This window comes from Pseudomonas sp. BP11-1-1, from assembly GCF_052112105.1.
In the GTDB taxonomy this organism is placed as follows: Bacteria; Pseudomonadota; Gammaproteobacteria; order Pseudomonadales; family Pseudomonadaceae; genus Aquipseudomonas; species Aquipseudomonas alvandae.
The window spans coordinates 66,678-84,405 of sequence record NZ_JAUTYU010000014.1; the positions used below are offsets into that span (position 1 = coordinate 66,678).

16 protein-coding genes are annotated in these 17,728 nt (G+C 60.8%); 11 read left to right on the top strand and 5 right to left on the bottom strand.

Translation table 11 applies throughout. The annotated features are described in order from the left end of the window. The first annotated feature begins 5 nt into the window (after nt 1–5). Nucleotides 6–1,526, top strand: coding sequence for an amino acid racemase (locus Q7C33_RS22265; RefSeq protein ID WP_258650293.1), 1,521 nt, complete (start codon nt 6–8; stop codon nt 1,524–1,526). Here Q7C33_RS22265 and Q7C33_RS22270 read toward each other — a convergent pair. Next, nucleotides 1,510–2,427 (bottom strand): AraC family transcriptional regulator, encoded by a 918-nt coding sequence (locus tag Q7C33_RS22270; protein WP_217861570.1) that lies wholly within the window; start codon nt 2,425–2,427, stop codon nt 1,510–1,512. The two genes, Q7C33_RS22265 and Q7C33_RS22270, sit on opposite strands and share 17 nt — an antisense overlap. Before the next feature lie 240 nt (nt 2,428–2,667). Here Q7C33_RS22270 and Q7C33_RS22275 point away from each other — a divergent pair, with 240 nt between their 5' ends. Continuing rightward, nucleotides 2,668–3,891 (top strand): MFS transporter, encoded by a 1,224-nt coding sequence (locus tag Q7C33_RS22275; RefSeq protein ID WP_407684172.1) that lies wholly within the window; start codon nt 2,668–2,670, stop codon nt 3,889–3,891. 107 nt (nt 3,892–3,998) lie between these two features. After that, the gene (locus tag Q7C33_RS22280) at nt 3,999–4,241 is read left to right on the top strand and encodes a hypothetical protein (protein WP_051065964.1); all 243 of its coding nucleotides are present in this window, start codon (nt 3,999–4,001) and stop codon (nt 4,239–4,241) included. Between the two features lie 31 nt (nt 4,242–4,272). Here the strand turns inward: Q7C33_RS22280 and Q7C33_RS22285 are convergent, their stop codons facing one another. After that, nucleotides 4,273–4,752, bottom strand: coding sequence for a hypothetical protein (locus Q7C33_RS22285; RefSeq protein WP_030139999.1), 480 nt, complete (start codon nt 4,750–4,752; stop codon nt 4,273–4,275). 87 nt (nt 4,753–4,839) lie between these two features. Beyond that, nucleotides 4,840–5,991 carry a mechanosensitive ion channel family protein gene (locus Q7C33_RS22290; protein WP_030140000.1) on the bottom strand — a complete coding sequence of 384 codons (1,152 nt, stop codon included), beginning with the start codon at nt 5,989–5,991 and terminating at the stop codon, nt 4,840–4,842. A 191-nt stretch (nt 5,992–6,182) separates the two neighbouring features. Here Q7C33_RS22290 and arsN2 point away from each other — a divergent pair, with 191 nt between their 5' ends. The 7 genes from arsN2 to Q7C33_RS22325 all read left to right on the top strand — a co-directional run bounded on the left by arsN2 (nt 6,183) and on the right by Q7C33_RS22325 (nt 15,525). Next, nucleotides 6,183–6,608, top strand: a complete 426-nt coding sequence (gene arsN2, locus Q7C33_RS22295) for an arsenic resistance N-acetyltransferase ArsN2 (protein WP_407684173.1) — start codon at nt 6,183–6,185, stop codon at nt 6,606–6,608. 228 nt (nt 6,609–6,836) lie between these two features. After that, nucleotides 6,837–7,496: a ribonuclease T2 family protein gene (locus tag Q7C33_RS22300; protein ID WP_181286868.1), complete on the top strand. Its 660-nt coding sequence runs from the start codon at nt 6,837–6,839 to the stop codon at nt 7,494–7,496. Between the two features lie 223 nt (nt 7,497–7,719). Then, on the top strand, nt 7,720–9,291 hold the full coding sequence (locus Q7C33_RS22305; RefSeq protein WP_198797804.1) for a sensor domain-containing diguanylate cyclase: 1,572 nt from the start codon (nt 7,720–7,722) through the stop codon (nt 9,289–9,291). Between the two features lie 202 nt (nt 9,292–9,493). Further along, on the top strand, nt 9,494–12,070 hold the full coding sequence (locus tag Q7C33_RS22310) for a bifunctional diguanylate cyclase/phosphodiesterase (RefSeq protein WP_407684174.1): 2,577 nt from the start codon (nt 9,494–9,496) through the stop codon (nt 12,068–12,070). 69 nt (nt 12,071–12,139) lie between these two features. Beyond that, nucleotides 12,140–12,934, top strand: coding sequence for an exodeoxyribonuclease III (gene xth, locus Q7C33_RS22315; RefSeq protein WP_407684175.1), 795 nt, complete (start codon nt 12,140–12,142; stop codon nt 12,932–12,934). A 110-nt stretch (nt 12,935–13,044) separates the two neighbouring features. Next, entirely contained in the window at nt 13,045–13,866 is an 822-nt protein-coding gene (locus Q7C33_RS22320; protein ID WP_407684176.1) for an arylamine N-acetyltransferase family protein, read from the top strand. A gap of 138 nt (nt 13,867–14,004) precedes the next feature. Next, nucleotides 14,005–15,525, top strand: coding sequence for a nucleobase:cation symporter-2 family protein (locus tag Q7C33_RS22325; RefSeq protein ID WP_198797802.1), 1,521 nt, complete (start codon nt 14,005–14,007; stop codon nt 15,523–15,525). Between the two features lie 82 nt (nt 15,526–15,607). Here Q7C33_RS22325 and Q7C33_RS22330 read toward each other — a convergent pair whose 3' ends face one another. Beyond that, entirely contained in the window at nt 15,608–15,958 is a 351-nt protein-coding gene (locus Q7C33_RS22330; RefSeq protein WP_198797801.1) for a hypothetical protein, read from the bottom strand. Between the two features lie 247 nt (nt 15,959–16,205). On the opposite strand from Q7C33_RS22330, the gene Q7C33_RS22335 reads away from it, so the two are divergent. Next, a complete protein-coding gene (locus Q7C33_RS22335; RefSeq protein ID WP_030140008.1) occupies nt 16,206–17,027 on the top strand; it encodes a shikimate 5-dehydrogenase in 822 nt (273 codons plus the stop codon). A 5-nt stretch (nt 17,028–17,032) separates the two neighbouring features. On the opposite strand, the gene Q7C33_RS22340 is transcribed toward Q7C33_RS22335, so the two are convergent. Next, nucleotides 17,033–17,680, bottom strand: coding sequence for a YceH family protein (locus tag Q7C33_RS22340; protein WP_030140009.1), 648 nt, complete (start codon nt 17,678–17,680; stop codon nt 17,033–17,035). Nucleotides 17,681–17,728 lie beyond the last annotated feature (48 nt).

The window sequence follows — 17,728 nt, forward strand, 5'->3', positions numbered from 1 at the left end:
ACGATATGAAGGCCAAGGGCAAGTCGATCCGCAACGTATCTGTCGTCCGCAAGCTGGGCATCGTCGGTGGCCTGGGGTCGCTGGCCGGCGGTGACCTGTTCTACAAACTGGTCAAGTCCAGGGCCGTGATCGAAGACCAGGGCCGCTATCATTTCCTGTTCGAACAGCATCCGTTCAAGGACGTGCTGCTGCCCTTGGACGCAGGCGCGAGCATGACGTCGCGTAAGTTCTACGTGTTCCAGGTGTGCAAGGCCTTCGAGGCGAGCGGCCTGGATGCGGTGATGCTGCCATGCTTCGCCAGCCAGACCTTTCGCGCGGAAATCGAGGCTGAATTAGGTATTGCCGTGCTCGACATGATGGCGGCCCTGAGTGGGCACGTCCGCCGTAGCGTCCCTGTCGGGGCGACGTTGGGTGTGATCGCTTCCGACTTCGTTCGCCATAGCGGTCTGTTCGAAGAGCACTTTGGCAAGGACTACCCGGTTATCTACCCCGACGTCGAAGCGCAATCGAAGGTGATGGAGGCGATGTACGGCCTCGACGGTATCAAGGACGGCCACTTCGATGGCGCGCCGTTCGAGGCGGTCCACCAGGCCTGCCTTTCGCTGCGAGCCCAAGGCGCAACGGTAATCGTCCCCGGCATGACCGAGCTTTCGCTGATCTGTGGGCCTTTGCAAGATCAAAGGCTGAATGTCCTGGACATCAACCAGATCTATGCGGATTTCGCGACGAAGGACCCGCAACCCCACCATCGCCCAGCCTTCAAGCTCGGTATCGTCGGCGGTGTCGGGCCCGCCGCCACGGTGGATTTCATGGCCAAGGTGGTCGCCAATACGCCCGCCGACAAGGATCAGGACCACATCAAGCTGGTGGTCGAGCAGAACCCGCAGATCCCCGACCGCACGGCGAACCTGGTGCACGATGAGGCGGACCCGACGATGGCGCTGTACGCCACCTGCAAACGCCTCGAGAGTGCGGGCGCCGACGCCATCGCAATTCCCTGCAACACGGCCCACGCATTTGTCGAGCGCATCCAGGCGCATCTGACGGTGCCGATCGTGAATATGCTGACCGAGACGGTTGAGTGGATCGTGAACGCGTACGGCTCCGGCAAGGCAGTCGGTCTGTTGGCGACGTCCGGCACCTTGCAGAGCCAGGTCTATCACCAGGCGGCCAGCCGCGCCGGGCTGGAAATCGTTACGCCCGGTGTCGACTATCAGGCCATGGTGATGGACGCCATCTACGGGCCGCGAGGCATCAAGGCCGGTTTCACCGAGGGGCTTTGCCGGGAACAGCTATTGCTGGCGGCTGAGCACTTGTGCGAACTGGGGGCACAGGTGTTGATTCTTGGCTGTACGGAGTTGCCGTTGGTGTTGAGGCATTGCGAGGCGTTCGATATCAACGGGCATCAGGTGGCGCTTGTTGACCCCACTCTGATCCTGGCACGCAAGTGTATTGCGCTGGCGGGCCAGGTTGAGGGTTCCTCGACACAATGGAACCGGGCACCGCGAATCAGTCAGCGTTCATGATATTCGCGGGTCTGCGCAACGCCGCGATGTCCCGCTTCGGCGAAGCGCCGAACAGACGGCTGTATTCACGGCTGAATTGCGAAGGGCTTTCATAGCCCACCTGGTAGGCGGCGCTCGCCACGTCCAGGTGCTCGTTGAGCATCAGGCGCTTCGCTTCGTTCAACCGCAGCCACTTCTGGTATTGCAGCGGGCTCATCGCGGTGAGCTGGCGGAAATGATGGTGGAAGGTCGGGGCGCTCATCTGCACGCGCGCCGCGAGGTCGTCCACGCGAACGGGCCCGGTGTAGTTGAGTTTCAGCCAGTCGATGGCCTTGGCGATCCGGTAACCCTGGCTGTCGACGGAGGCAATCTGCCTCAGCCGCGCGGCCTGGTCGCTCATCAACAGTCGATAGTGGATCTCCCGCTGGATCAGCGGGGCCAGCACGGGGATCGCTTCGGGTTCATCCAGCAGCGCCAGCAGACGCACGAACGGCTCGAGGAAATCCGCTGACGCCGTGCCGATACTCGCACCAATCCCCGCGGGGCGCTCGACACTGGGCGCCACGCCACCCTGGGCGACCAGATCGGCGACCATGCGCAAGTCAAGCCGCATGACCAGGCCCAGGCACGGCTGCTCCGGGCTGGCCGCCAGCACTTCGGAGTTCGCGGGCATATCCAGCGACGTCATCAGGAAACGTGTGGTGTCGTACCCGTATGCCTGGCCGCCAATCCACACCTGCTTCATCCCCTGGGCGACGAGGACGATGCTTGGCTCGATCATGCAGGTCATAGGCGGGGCAGGGGCGTCGCGACGGAAAAAGCACAGGCCCGCAATTGACGTTTCAAAGTCACCCGCGCCGGCCGTCCGGGTGGCGATGAGGTTTGCGAGCCGGTCTTGTGGCGATCTGCCTTGGGTGGTCATGTCGATTCTGTCTGGGTTGATAGCTATGGGCAGAACATTAACCCGCCAAGCGAAGCGTTGCCTATGCGTAACCGGCGGGTTCACAGGATCGGGCAAGAACTCCAGCGAAATGTTCTACCGACCGTCGATACCCATTCGTGAAAATACCCGTCGGATTCAGTTCATGGCGTCATCGTCGCCGTCGCGAGCAAGCTCGCTCCCACGAGGGCTTCCGAGCGCTCCAGAAATTTCAGGATTGTTATGACCTCTATCTCATCGCTAGAACCACAGGGCAAGCCTGCGTGGGGCGCGGTGCTTGCCATGTCGCTGGCTGCCTTCGCCCTTGTTGCGTCCGAATTCATGCCAGTCAGCTTGCTGACGCCGGTGGCAGCGGACCTCCAGATCACTGAAGGGCAGGCCGGCCAGGGCATCGCCGTCTCGGGTGCCTTTGCCCTGGTGACCAGCCTGCTCATCGCACCGATTGCGGCCCGGATCGAACGCAAGTGGCTGCTCTCGGCACTGACGCTGTTGATGATCTTGTCCGGCACAGTGGCGGCAGTGGCGCCCAGTTACCTGATTTTCATGGTCGGTCGCGCGCTGATCGGCGTTGCGATTGGCGGCTTCTGGTCGCTGTCGGCGGCCACGGCCATGCGGCTGGTGCCGGAAGATAAAGTCCCACGCGCCCTGGCCATCGTCAACGGTGGCAACGCCCTGGCGACAGTTGTCGCTGCGCCGCTAGGCAGCTTTCTGGGGGCGATTATCGGTTGGCGTGGCGCGTTTTTCTGCATCGTGCCGGTTGCCGCACTTGCCCTGGCATGGCTGCTGTTGAGCCTGCCCTCGATGCCGAACCAGGCGAAGCGCGGCGGCGGGAATCCTTTCAAGCTCATGACCCGGGCGCCGGTGGCGTTGGGCATGCTGGCGGTCAGCACGTTCTTCATGGGCCAGTTCATGTTGTTCACTTACCTGCGACCCTTCCTGGAAACCGTGGCGCAGGTGGGCGTCTCGCTGCTATCGCTGATGTTGCTGGCGATTGGTCTGGCGGGTTTGCTGGGCACTTTTCTGATCGGCTCGTTCTTGAAGAACGGCCTGTATCGCACGCTCATTGTTATCCCGCTGTTGATGGCCGCGATCGCCCTCGCGCTGGTGGGGTTCGGCAGCTCCGCGTCGGTCACGGCTGTGCTGCTCGGCCTCTGGGGCCTGGTGGCCACGGCGGCCCCCGTAGGTTGGTGGACTTGGCTGGCCAGAACGTTGCCGGACGACGCCGAGGCCGGGGGCGGTTTGATGGTTGCAATCGTCCAGCTCGCCATTGCCTCGGGGGCCACGGTGGGCGGCGTTCTGTTCGACTTGAGCGGTTATCGCGCGACCTTCGAGACCAGCGCGGCCGTGCTGGTTGTTGCCGCTGTGTTGACGATCCTGGCCGCTCGCGCGGCGGCTCGACAATCCTCGCGGACATCGCGCGCCAGGACATACAGCACGGTGGGTTGAGAAGGACCGTTGGGCGCCTGCGGTTGGTGGCACATTGATATCTTGGTAAGCTCCAGGCTGGTTACCTACCGAGTTGGTTAGTTGTGTCTACTGAAAGAGTCCAGCCCTTGGAGCAAGCCCTCCTGGCAGTCATCGCCGCTGCGGGAAAGATGGGCATCAGTTGCGATGAGTTATGCGCGCATGCGGTCGGCGGGCTCGTGTCGGAGCAGTACTGGACTTGGGCGGACGCCCAACATGCCGAGCGCGCCGCCGATGAGATCGACAATGCCTTGGCGATCCTCATAGACAGGCAAGCAGGGGCGCCGACCAAAAGCGGGCCAGACGCGACATTCGAATCGGCCCCGAACTAAGACGGGCGACTCGTTGAGTCGCCCTCTTGCATTAGAGACCTAAGCCTTCCTCGATGATCGAGAGGAAATCATCTTCATCCAACGTGACGGGTTCGGGCCGTGGTTGTCCGGTTGGCTGCAGATGCCAGCGCGACTCGCCATGTTCGCCCACCGTCCGCAGGATGCAGCGCTCCATGCCTTTCATGTGGATTTCGATGCACCCTTCGGCGCCGGGGGAGAAACGGGCGATCGGATCAAGCGAGATGCGACGGTGATTACCTTCGATGACCAACTGATCAATGGCGTAGTTATACGTCGATCCGCTGGCATGACGCTCGAATACATGGGTGGGGTTACGCCGGATAACCAGGCCCGCCTCACAGACCGGCGCCAGCCAGGTTTCAAGCTGGCGATACAGCTCGTACACCTGGCCAGGCCAATGTTCGATCGCCAGGTCCGCACAATTGTCGGTGTCGGCCGGCGTGCGTTGGGCCTGCCTCAGCTTCGCCGCGAGTTCGTCTGCCTTGCTCATGTCGATTCCCTGTCGTGGTGATGGGTTGAGCTTAGCTGAAGGGGCGGGGTGGTCAGTTGCGCTGGGTCATGGAAGCGAACTTGCAAGTTAATGCTGGGCGCCGGATGACGCATCAACTCGCAGCGGTTTTCTGACGGTGTTGCCCTGGGTCAGTTGTTCAGGCATCTCCGGCAACGAAGCCACATGCACGGCCCGGGACGGCATGGCGAAGCGCACGCCGATCCTGGCGAACTCGTCCATCATCCCCAGGTTGATGGCTTGCTGGATGTCCATGTAGACGTTGTAGCTGGGGTCCAGGACGATGTAGACCGTTTCGAATTCCAGCGTGCTTTCGCCGAAACTGCGAAAGTGCGCGCGGTCGAAACGGGTTTTTTCCTGGGCCTTGATGATCCTTTCGACGATGGCAGGCACTTGGCGAAGCTGTTCGGTCGAGCATTCCTGGGGCAGGGCGAATTCGAAGACGATGCGGCGTTCCTGCAGTCGTTTGTAGTTCTGGATGGTGGTGCTGATCATCCCGGCGTTGGCCATGACGATCTGCTCGCCGCCCAGGCTGCGGATGCGTGTGGTCTTCAGGCCGACATGCTCCACGGTACCGGCCAACGAGCCGACGACAATGAAGTCACCCACTTCGAACGGTTTGTCCACGGCAATCGACAGCGAGGCGAACAGGTCGCCAAGGATGTTCTGTACGGCGAGCGCAACGGCGATGCCGCCGACACCGAGGCTGGCGATGAAGGCGGTGATGTTCACGCCGAGGTTGGAAAGCATGGCCAGCAGCACCACCGCCCAGAGGAACACTTTCGCGCCCCAGAGGCTCAACGTTGCCAGGGCACTTTTCTGATGGATATCGGTGTGGCTGTGCCGGGCAAAATAATGCATCAGCGCCAGGGCGATCGCCCGGTTTGCCCACAATCCCACCTGCAAGGCCGCGACCACGAACCAGAGGCTGCTGACCCGTCCGAGCCAGCGTTCCGGCAGATCCAGCACACCGATGCCTATGAGGATCGAGGCCAGCAGCAACAAGGTGTTGCTGGTGCTGGACAGCACCTCGACGGCGATATGGCTGATGTAGGCGTCGGGCTTCTGCGCCCGGGCGCGCACGTTTTTCAACAGGAAACCGATACCGGCCCTGGCGACGATGAAACTCAGCGTCATCACGCTGAGGGCCAGTAACCAATTGGCGATGGAAATGCCGAGCAGTTGGGTGTCGGTAAAAATTTCGAGGGAGCTTGAATCCATTGGCGGGTCACCTGTGCCATTGCTGTTCAGGTTGTGCCCTGGCCGATTCAGTGCAAAGGCACGGGCCGGGCCATGAACTTTGTTAGTTCATGTGGGGTTGGTGCCGTTCAAATTTATTGCCGGACCGATTGCGAGCCTTTGAGTAAGCAGCGTAGCTTTACCCAAACACTAAGAGGGCCCTCGTCTTGCTCATGACAGCATTGAAAAAAGAACAGCTGGAGCCTTTGCGGGAGGCTCTTGTCCGGGCTCGTCTTCCGGTAAATGACCTGGACTATCCGGGTCGCTGTTTTTTCATGTTTAGCCTGCAAGGCATCGACATGGCATTCGGTGGAATCGAGGGGGAGGGCGCCGATCGGTTGCTGCGCTCTCTGGTTGTGCTGGATGGCCATCGCGGACGAGGCATTGGCGCGACAGTGCTGGCGACGCTTGAGGCGTTTGCAAAACGCGAGGGGGTGGTGCGGCTTCACTTGCTGACGGACACCGCCACAGCCTTTTTTGTGAGGCAGGGATATCGGGTACGGGACCGCTCCCTGGCGCCTGCTTTAATCAGTGCTACGGCTCAATTCCGGACCCTGTGTCCAGCCACGGCGGCTTATCTGAGCAAGCGCCTTGCCTGATGCATCAGGTTTACCGCCAACCCGGCCAGGTCGCCAGGTATCGGGCCTCGGTTGCGTGCGGGAGTCCAGAACTCGAAGGCCGCTTGCGTTAGGGGTGTTACATATTTCAGATGGCCCCCGAGACGGTTTGCTTGTAAAAAATCCTCCGTTGAATGCTGAGATCAAATTGAAATGATCACGGGCCGGACTCTGATTCCAGCCAGTAGCACATCTACCCAAGGAGGGGTCATGAAACAACGTTTTCCTATCATCATGCTGTTCATCCTGTCGCTGGGCTTCATCAGCACAGGCAACGCCCGCGAGCCGCGCGACGCCGGAGTCGAGCCGGTTGCAGGGGTATTCGACTATTACGTACTGTCGCTGTCCTGGTCACCTACCTTCTGCCTTACCCATCAGAACGACTCGCAATGCTCCGGCAAAGGCTACGGTTTTGTCCTGCACGGTCTCTGGCCGCAATATGCCAGGGGTGGCTGGCCACAATCGTGTTCGACCGAGATGCCCTTGACCGCTGCCGAGCGCGAGAAAGGCTTGACGCTATTTCCTACCCGCAAACTGCTGGAACATGAGTGGTCCAAGCACGGCACCTGCAGCGGCCTCGGTGCCATGGGTTACCTAGACGCTTCCGACCGGGCGCTTGGAGCAGTGAAGATTCCGACGCCATTGCAACCTTTCACTTCCTCTCATTATTTTGAAGCCGATGAAATCATCCGGCTGTTTCGCCAAAGCAATCCTGGTATCGAGGCCGATGGTGTCGCCGTGATTTGCCGTGGTCCGCAGTTATCGGAAGTACGGGTGTGCATGGACAAGGACTTGGCATTTACCGCCTGTGGCAAAGGCGTCAAGACTCAATGCAGGGCGGGCGAAATCCGAGTCCCCCCGGTTCGCTGAGCGCATTTTCCGACACAGAGGCGGTATGTCCCGCCAAAGGCATGTTCAATGAGCTTTTGAAGGGCATATCGGCCAGAAAATACCGGGGTTTTTGGATCCACTCGGCCATCCATCGACTTCCTCCTAAAGGCAAATTGCCGCCCCCCAAGCGGTACGCTAAGCTCCCGATTATTGGGGGCTTTTGAGCGATTCGCTCATGTTTTGCCCTCCCCAGGATTTTCGCTTGCCTATCCCCATCCATGATCCGAACCATGCGCCCGGCGGCGCCTTGAAACGCCTGCCGTTGCTCAAGGCTGCGGTGACGTTCATCGCCGCCGTGTGCCTGTGCCTTTGCGCTTTGCTCTATTTTCAATTGGAGCAGTCCCGTCGCCATGACCTGGACTCGGCGCGTGTTGCCTCGGCCAACCTCACCCGGGCCATGGCCCAACAGGCCCAGGACACGTTCGTACAGGCTGACCTCGTGCTGGCCAGCCTGGCGGACTGGATCCAGAACGACGGGTTCGGCCCGTCGACACGACCGCGCCTGCAGCAGACCTTCGCCCGGCGGGTGCAATCGCTGGAGCAGTTGCATGGCCTGTTCCTGTTCGACAAGAACGGCCAGTGGGTCATTACGTCCTTTGCAAGCCTGCACCGGGGCGCGGGGATCGCGGATCGTGATTATTTCAAGTTTCACCAGCAGAACGCCTCGCTGATCGCCCATGTCGGCCCGGCGATCCGGAGTCGACAAAACGGTGATTGGATCATCCCGGTTTCCCGCCGATTGAATGACGCGAAAGGCAATTTCCAGGGCGTGCTGCTGGCTGGCATCAAGATGTCGTATTTCGATCAGTTCTTTAAGAGTTTCAATCTCGACGCCAAAGGCGAAATGGCCCTGGCGCTGTCCGACGGTACGCTGCTGGCGCGGCGGCCGTTCGATGAAGGCCTGATTGGGCAACCGCTGGCCGAGGAGCACATCTATAAGCATGAGCCGTCGAACGCCGGCGCCGGCGATGCGATCATTCGCAGCGCACCCGACGGCGTTGTCAGGCTTTATGCGCACCAGCACTTGCAGGCTTATCCGCTGGTGGTGACCGCGGCGATGTCCGAGGAGGCGATCCTGGCGGGTTGGTACGACACGGCTTTTCAATCCAGCCTCATCGTTGCCTTGGTGGTGTTGGGTATCTGTTTGTTCGGCTGGGTATTCGTGCGTCAGGTGCGCAACAGCGAGCGGATCGAGGCGGACCTGCGCAAGGCCCAGGAGGCGTTGGAACTGATCGCCACCCACGACAGCCTGACCGGGCTGGCGAACCGACGGTTGTTCGAGCGGGCGCTGGACATCGAATTTGGCCGAGGCGCCCGTCAGCGCAGCCCCTTGAGCCTGATCATGCTCGACATCGATTTTTTCAAGCGCTACAACGACACCTACGGGCACGTTGCCGGCGACCACTGCCTGGCGGAGGTGGCGAGGGTGCTCAAGGGTTGCTGCCACCGCAAGGCCGACCTGGCGGTGCGTTTTGGCGGTGAAGAATTCGCGGTCCTGCTGCCCGATACCAGCCTGCCAGGGGCCATGGCGCTGGCCGAGCAGATCCGTCGCAGCGTCATCGACAAAAACATCATTCATTCGGGTTCTCCCACCGGCTATCTGACGGTGAGCCTGGGCTGTCATGCCTTCGTGCCCAGCAGTCTGGATAGCATCGAAGTCTTCATCCAACGAGCTGACGCGGCGCTGTACCAGGCCAAGCACGGCGGGCGGAACCGCGTCGCGGCGCTGTCGATGGAAGATGGACTCTGCGCGTTGGAGCGCTCTGATCGTTGAGATCGGTTGGAATCATCGGCCGCGGATAGCGGTCCATTGCTCAACACTTCCACACATGGTGCGTAGGCCTTTTCGGCAAATCCTGTGGGTTCGTCGATTGGCGCGGGTTGGCTGCTACGGTTAAAAAAACCAAGGGTCAATTGCGGTTCATGTTGTGAAGCTTGCACGGCGAAGCCAGCGCCGAAAGGACAGGAACAGGTCAATGGATACCACTGCCGATACCCCTTCTGACGTCACCCGACATGCGCCGATTACCCTGCGCCTGGTCATAGGTCTCGGCGTGTTGTTTGTCGCAGGTGTCCTGGTGGCCATCGCCGTGCTGTTCAACATCGCGCAGAAGCTGGACGCGGAGGACGTGGGCAAGACGCATTTCTATATCGAACGCGCCCTCGATAATCGAATCACGGCGTCGAAAAACTACATCACCAGTTACGCCTTCTGGACCACGGCGTATGAGCACCTCAATGGCGAAGTCGATGTGCAGTGGGCCTACGCCGAACAGAACATGGGCAAGACCCTGTTCACCAACGATGAGTATGAGGGTGTGTTTGTGATTGATCGCGAGCGCACCAAGTATGCGGTGGTACGTGGGCAGCATGTCCAGGCCGAGGCGACAGAATATATCGACACGCCATTGGCGGACCTGGTGGATCAGCTCCAGGCACAGGCCGACCTGACGATGCCGCTGATCCGCTACACGTTGTTCGACGGCTGGCCGGCCATTGTCACTGCATCGGTGATCACGCCCAACGACGAACGCCCCCAGGTCGATCGCCGTGGCACGTCGATGTTGCTGTTCGTCGATCAGTTAACGCCGGTCAAGCTGCGCAAGTTGGGCAAGGGCTATGGCCTCACCGACTTGAACCTGGTGAAGGATACGGCGTTGGCTTCCGACCAGCCCGCCGTGCCACTGGACAGCACCGGCTACAGCCTGGTGTCGCGGCTGGAACGGCCGGGCCAGCAACTGCTCTGGTCCCTGCTACCACCATTGGGCGGGGCGTTGCTGATCCTGGCGTTGCTCACCGCCTACTTTTTTCGATATGCCATGCGTACGGCTCGCCAGGTGGACGCCGGGTATGACAGCCTCGCAAAGTCGAAACAGGCCCTCGAGGCCAGCGAAGAACGCTTCCGCGCCGTGGCCGAGGCCGCGTCCGACTGGATCTGGGAAGTCGACAGCCATCGGCACATCACCTACCTGTCGGGGCGCTTCAACACGGTCACGGGTTTTTCCGACCAGCAATGGCTGGGGCAGGATATCGAACAGCTCTTGTACTGCGACACCACGCCGATTGCGTTGTGGCTAAGCAAACTGGACGAAGAACAGCACGCCAGCAACTTGCGTTGCTCGTACCGCGACCATTCCGGCCAATTGCGATTCTGTCGAGTGTCGGCGCGGCCCATCCATGACAAGGCCGTCGTAACCGGGTATCGCGGCACCGCCAGTGATATCACCGACGAGGTGGCGGCCCATGCCCAGGTCCAGCACCTGTCGATGCACGATGCCCTGACCGGCCTGCCGAACCGCAACAAATTGGCGCGTCACCTGGATGATGCCTTGGTGGCCAAGGAACATTCCGCGCCGCTGGCGCTGCTGATGGTGGACCTGGACAATTTCAAGCCGATCAACGATTCGCTCGGCCATCCAGCCGGTGATGCGGTCCTGCTGGACGTGGCCCAGCGGCTTCGCGACTGCACCCGTGAGCACGACATGGTGGCGCGCCTGGGCGGTGATGAATTTGTCGTCGTGCTCAGTGGGATGGAAAACACCACTGAGATTGACCGGTTCTGCGAACGGCTGATCGAAAGCCTGCAGCAGCCGATCCACTACGAGACTCACTCGCTGCACATAGGCGCCAGTATCGGCATCGCTGTCAGCCGCCGCCAAGGCTACGTGCCGGGCGAGCTGATCCGCTGCGCCGACATTGCCCTCTACCAGGCCAAGTCCGAGGGCAAGAAGACCTGGTGCTATTTTGCTTCGCACATGAACGATCAGATCCAGCATCGTCGCCAGCTGGAAAACGACCTGCGCCAGGCGGTGAAAAAAAACGAATTCGTCCTGCATTTCCAGCCGCGCTATACGGTCGATGGGCGGGAGATCGTGGCTGTCGAGGCGCTGGTCCGCTGGCAGCACCCAACCCAAGGCTTGCTGGGCCCCGATGCCTTTATTCCATTGGCCGAGCAAACCGACCTGATCGTTCCGCTTTCGCGCTGGGTGTTGCGCGAAGCCTGCGAAACCGCGCTGAGCTGGCCGCGCGCGCTGATGGTGTCGGTCAATCTGTCGCCGGCCCAATTCGAACGCAGCGACGTCGTGGAGGATGTGCGCCAGGTATTGATCGAAACCCATTTCCCGGCCAGTCGCCTGGAGTTGGAAATCACCGAGAACGTCATGCTCAACGATGTGGACGGCGCGCTGCAGGTCATGAACGCGCTCAAGGAACTGGGCGTGCGCTTGAACATGGATGATTTCGGTACCGGGTATTCGTCCCTTGGTTATTTGCGCACCTATCCGTTCGATGGCATCAAGATCGATAAGCGCTTCATCGCCTCGATGAGCAACAGCAGCAATGACCGCGCCGTGGTCCAGGCGATCATCAACCTGGGCAAGGCGATGGGCCTGACCGTGACCGCGGAAGGCGTGGAAACCCTGGCCCAACTGGGTTCGTTGGGCACCGATCAATGTCACGAAGTGCAAGGCTATTTCCTCAGCCGGCCTATCAACAAGCAGGCGTTTGCAGACCTGCTCGAAAGCGGTCGATCGTTGCCGCGAACCGGCTCCTAAGATTTGTTGCAACCTGTGCAGCTTGTCGCCGGTCACAGTTAGTGTCTTGGTAAATCGAGTTCATGGCCCATGAAAAACCTGCGGATCGCGACCTTCAACATCAACGGCATCCGGGCCCGGCTACCTAATCTGCTGGAGTGGCTGGAGCGGGAGAAACCAGACGTCGTCTGTTTGCAGGAACTCAAGGCGGCGGACAAGGACTTTCCCGCGGCGGAGCTGGAGTCGGTGGGGTATGGATCAATCTGGCATGGCCAGGCCTCATGGAATGGCGTCGCCATCCTGGCCCGCGATGCGCAGCCGCTGGAGAGCCGGCGCGGTTTGCCGGGCTGCGACGATGACAGCCACAGTCGTTACCTTGAAGCGGCGGTGCATGGCGTCCTGGTGGGGTGCCTTTATCTGCCCAACGGCAACCCACAGCCTGGTCCGAAGTTCGAATACAAACTGGCCTGGTTCGAGCGGCTGATCGATTATGCCCAAGGGCTGCAGGCGAGTGACCATCCGGTGGTGCTGGCTGGCGACTACAACGTGGTGCCCACTGACATGGACATCTACAACCCGCGCTCCTGGCTCAAGGATGCGCTGTTGCAGCCAGAAAGCCGCGAATGCTATCAGCGATTGCTGGACCAAGGCTGGACAGACGCACTGCGCCACCTCTACCCCGAGGAGCGGATCTACACCTTCTGGGATTATTTCCGTCAGCACTGGCAGAAGAATTCCGGGCTGCGCATCGACCACTTGTTGCTCAATCCGCTGGCCAGTGCCTACCTGAGCGAGGCGGGCGTGGACGCTTGGGTGAGGAACCAGCCACATCCCAGCGACCATGCCCCGACCTGGATCCGGTTGTCTTCGCGCAAGCGGCGTTGAACCGGGGCCTGGCACCGGGCAGATTGTCCGTGGACGGGAAATGCCTTATACCTGCCCAATCGCAGCGCGCTTATTGAAAGCGCTGCACTCCACAGGAAAGGAAGTCCCCCATGAGCCAACCTCGACTGAGCGATACCGGTCGTTATCTGCGACGCCTGGGCTTCGACTCGGCACCGCCACCCACCCTTGAAACGCTGCGCCAGCTTCAATGGCGCCACACTGCCGAGTTCCCCTTTGAAACGCTCTCGACACTGCTGCGCGAACCCGTGCCGATCGACCTGGAGTCGGTGGAGCGGAAGGTTTTCGAACAGGGGCGCGGCGGCTATTGCTACGAACTCAATCAACTGTTCTTCGCGCTGTTGCAGGCGCTTGGCTTCAATGCCCGCGCGATCACCGGCCGGGTGGTCATGAATGCCCCCGAAGGTGCCTGGACTGCACGGACCCATCGCTTGAGCCTGGTGACAATCGATGATGTTCGCTATATCACCGACGTCGGCTTCGGCGGCATGGTGCCGACTGCGCCGCTGCTGCTGGATAGCCGCGAGATGCAACTGACCCCGCATGAGCCGTATCGAATCGACGTCAACGAGGACGGCTATCTGTTGCGTGCAAAAGTCGCCGATGAATGGCGTCCGATGTACCTGTTCGATCTGCAACGCCAAGAGGAAATCGACTTCACCGTCGGCAATTGGTACGTCTGCTCCCACCCGGAATCACCGTTCATGGGCCGCCTGATGGTCGCTCGCACCGGCGATGGGGTGCGCAAGACCCTGAACGGCAACAGTTATGCGTTGCACCGAATCGGGCATGAAAGCGAGCGTCGCACCATCAACGACGCCGATGAGTTGATCGAGCTGTTGGAGAATGAGTTCAGCCTGCGAGTGCCGCCACTGGCCTCGCTGCGTCCGGCCATCGAGCAGCTATTGGTGTGACGTTTTGATCATTATGGTTTGGAAATTGCAGTCCTGTTGATGCCGCCACTGGCAACAAGTTGTATACAACTCTATGGACATTTGTCCTGAGTTTTGAATACAGTGTGCGCATAACAAAAAACAGGGAACCCCCGAACCATGAAAACGCCCCATGTTTCACTCCCACGGCCCGAGGACGAAAACCTCGGCGTCGGCGCGAATATGGCTTACGGCCTGCAACATGTGTTGACCATGTATGGCGGCATCGTCGCGGTGCCCTTGATCATCGGCCAGGCGGCCGGACTGTCGCCGGCAGACATCGGTCTGCTCATCGCAGCCTCATTGTTCGCGGGGGGGCTGGCGACCCTGCTGCAAACCCTTGGCCTGCCGTTCTTTGGCTGCCAATTACCACTGGTCCAAGGTGTTTCGTTTTCAGGCGTCGCGACCATGGTTGCGATTGTTGGCACCGGTGGTGAAGGGGGCTTCCAGGCGATCCTTGGCGCGGTCATCGCCGCCTCCTTGATTGGTCTGTTGATCACCCCGGTGTTTTCGCGGATCACCCGGTTCTTCCCGCCACTGGTGACCGGCATCGTCATTACCACTATCGGCCTGACACTGATGCCAGTGGCGGCGCGCTGGGCGATGGGCGGCAATAGCCACGCCCCTGACTTCGGCAGCATGGCCAACATCGGCTTGGCTGCTGTGACGCTGGTACTGGTGTTGTTGTTGAGCAAAATGGGCAGCGCGACTATTTCCCGGCTGTCGATCCTGCTGGCGATGGTCATCGGTACGGTCATTGCGGTGTTCCTGGGCATGGCCGACTTTTCATCGGTCAGCGAAGGCCCGATGTTCGGTTTCCCAACGCCGTTCCACTTTGGCATGCCGACCTTTCATATCGCTGCGATTCTGTCGATGTGCATTGTGATCATGGTGACGCTGGTGGAGACCTCAGCCGACATCCTGGCGGTGGGCGAGATCATCGACACCAAGGTCGACTCCCGGCGGCTGGGCAACGGCTTGCGCGCTGACATGCTGTCGAGCATGATCGCGCCGATCTTCGGCTCGTTCACCCAGAGTGCCTTCGCCCAGAACGTCGGCCTGGTGGCGGTGACCGGTATCAAGAGTCGTTTCGTGGTGGCCACTGGCGGGATTTTCCTGGTGGTGCTCGGGCTGTTGCCGTTCATGGGCCGGGTGATTGCCGCCGTGCCGACGTCGGTACTCGGCGGTGCGGGTATCGTGCTGTTCGGTACCGTTGCGGCCAGCGGTATCCGGACCTTGTCGAAGGTCGATTACCGCAACAACGTCAACCTGATCATCGTCGCCACGTCCATCGGCTTCGGCATGATCCCCATCGCCGCGCCTAACTTCTACGATCATTTCCCAAGCTGGTTCGCGACTATTTTCCATTCCGGCATCAGCTCGTCGGCCATCATGGCGATTGTCCTGAACCTCGCCTTCAACCACCTCACCGCTGGTAATTCCGATCAACAATCGGTGTTCGCCGCCGGCACCGAGCGGGTCTTGCGGTATCAGGATCTGGCCGCGTTGCGCGAAGGCGACTATTTCAGCGACGGCAAACTGCACGACTGCGATGGCAATGAGATACCGGTGGTGGCGGTGCCTGACCATCTGGCGCCAGAGCATGGCCCGGCGCGTCTGAAAAGCAGCGAGCATGTCTGAATCCTGATAACAGGACTCCTTCATGAAAAAAGCAGCCTGGGGTCATCGACCGCAGGCTGCTTTTTTATTGCCTGATAACTGATTACCAGCGGCCGTAATGACCGCGTGGCGGGCCGTAGTAATAGCCCCGTGGTGGCCCGTAATAAACCGGAGCCGGGCGGTAGTAGATCGGTTGTTCCACGTACACCGGCTGCGGCTGGTAGTAGACCGGTGGGGGTTGCTGCACATAGACCGGTTGCGGTTGCACATACACCGGCTGTTGGACGTACACCGGCCGGTCACGGCTGATGAGCGCGGAGCCGACGATGGCAGAGCCGACGATGGCGCCGAACACTGCGGGCCCCTCCCAACCACCGCGACCATGGGCGGATGCCTGGCCGGTGACCGCGAGTGCCCCCACGAGCAGGGCGATGATGGGGAGTGTGCGTTTCATGGCGATTCCTCGTTCCGGCCCCGGCGCCTGTGGTCTGCAACAGACCCAAGTAGGGGCGCGGGGATACTTGCTATGACAGCGATTTTCCCAGGATTTGCGACGCCGTTGGGTAAATATTGTGTAAGGTCTGTCGCTGATTTTTTTACACAAACGGGCGAGTCGCTGCGCTACGCCCGGTGTCTGATCATCGAATAAACCGGTCAGGACGGCGATTCCGTTTGTCCGAAAAGTGCTCGAGGAGACCCGTATGCAAATGAATCCCAATAAAGACACCCAGTTGTGCATGTCCCTGTCGGGGCGCCCAGGCAATTTCGGCCTGCGTTTCCACAATCATTTGTATGAACAATTAGGGCTGAACTTCTATTACAAGGCGTTCAGCAGCCAGGACCTGCCCGGGGCCGTGGGCGGTATCCGCGCCCTGGGGATTCGTGGATGCGGTGTATCGATGCCGTTCAAGGAGGCTTGCATAGCCTTGGTCGATGAGCTGGATTCTTCCGCTGCGGCGATCCAGTCGATCAACACCATTGTCAATACCAACGGCCATTTGAAGGCGTATAACACCGATTACATCGCCGTCGCCCAACTATTGAAAAGCCATGCCGTGCCCACGGAGTCGACCTTCGCGCTACGGGGCAGTGGTGGCATGGCCAAGGCGGTCGCCAGCGCCTTGCGCGACGGGGGCTACAAAAACGGGCTGATCGTCGCTCGCAACGAAACCACCGGACGCGCCCTGGCCGATTCCCTGGGTTACGACTGGCAAGCCGAACTGGGAGAGCGTCGGCCACAGATGCTGATCAACGTGACGCCGATCGGAATGACCGGGGGCGTGGAGGCGGATCAGCTGGCATTCGAGCCGTCCGCCATTACCGCTGCCGAGACCGTGTTCGATGTCGTGGCGATTCCCTCGGAAACGCCGCTGATCGTGCGCGCCAGGGCGGAAGGCAAGCGGGTCATCACAGGGCTGGAAGTCATCGCGATCCAGGCCCTGGAGCAGTTTGTCCTGTACACCGGCGTGCGGCCCAACCTGGAGCAGTTCGAAAAAGCCGTGGCTTTCGCCCGGGCCGCGTAGCGCTGTTATTCCAACCGCGCCAGCCGTTCCTCCAGCGCCGCGATGCGCGCTTCGAGCTCTTCGATGCGCTCCAGCGACACGCCGCCAGCGGTGTTGCGCTCGGCGGGCTGGTGGCGGGCGGCGAGGATGGCCTCGATGTCCGCCGGATCGCCCATGGCATGCACATAACGGTCTTCACGTTGGCCGGCCTGGCGCGGAACCAATAGCGCCAGGCCGCGGGCAATCAGGCGCTCAAGCTGATGCACGACCTGCTCGGTGTCTTCGAAATCGTGCATGCGGCCGCTGCGGGTCAGCAGTTCATTGACCGTTTGTGGGCCGCGCAGGAACAGCAGGCCCATCAGGATCACTTGGGCTGGCACCAATTCCAGCGCCTTGTCGACCCGGTGCTCCCAGCGGTCGGCGCGGCTGCCCATGACCAATCGGGTAAAGCCGCGGCCTTCCAAGGCGCGCAGGCTCTGGCCGACCTGGCCTGGATTGAGATTGGTCACCGGTTCGCGGCTGGTTTTCTGGTTGCAGGCCAGCACCAGGGCGTTAAGGGTGAGAGGATAGGTCTCGGGATTGGTGGCCTGTTTTTCGATCAGTGCACCGAGAATGCGGATTTCTATGCTGGTGAGCCGTGGTTCGTCGGCCGGGCTTTGTTCTTCGATGCTCATCGCGCGTTCCCTATGCTGTGGAAGCCGCCTAGCGTAATCCTTGCGCAA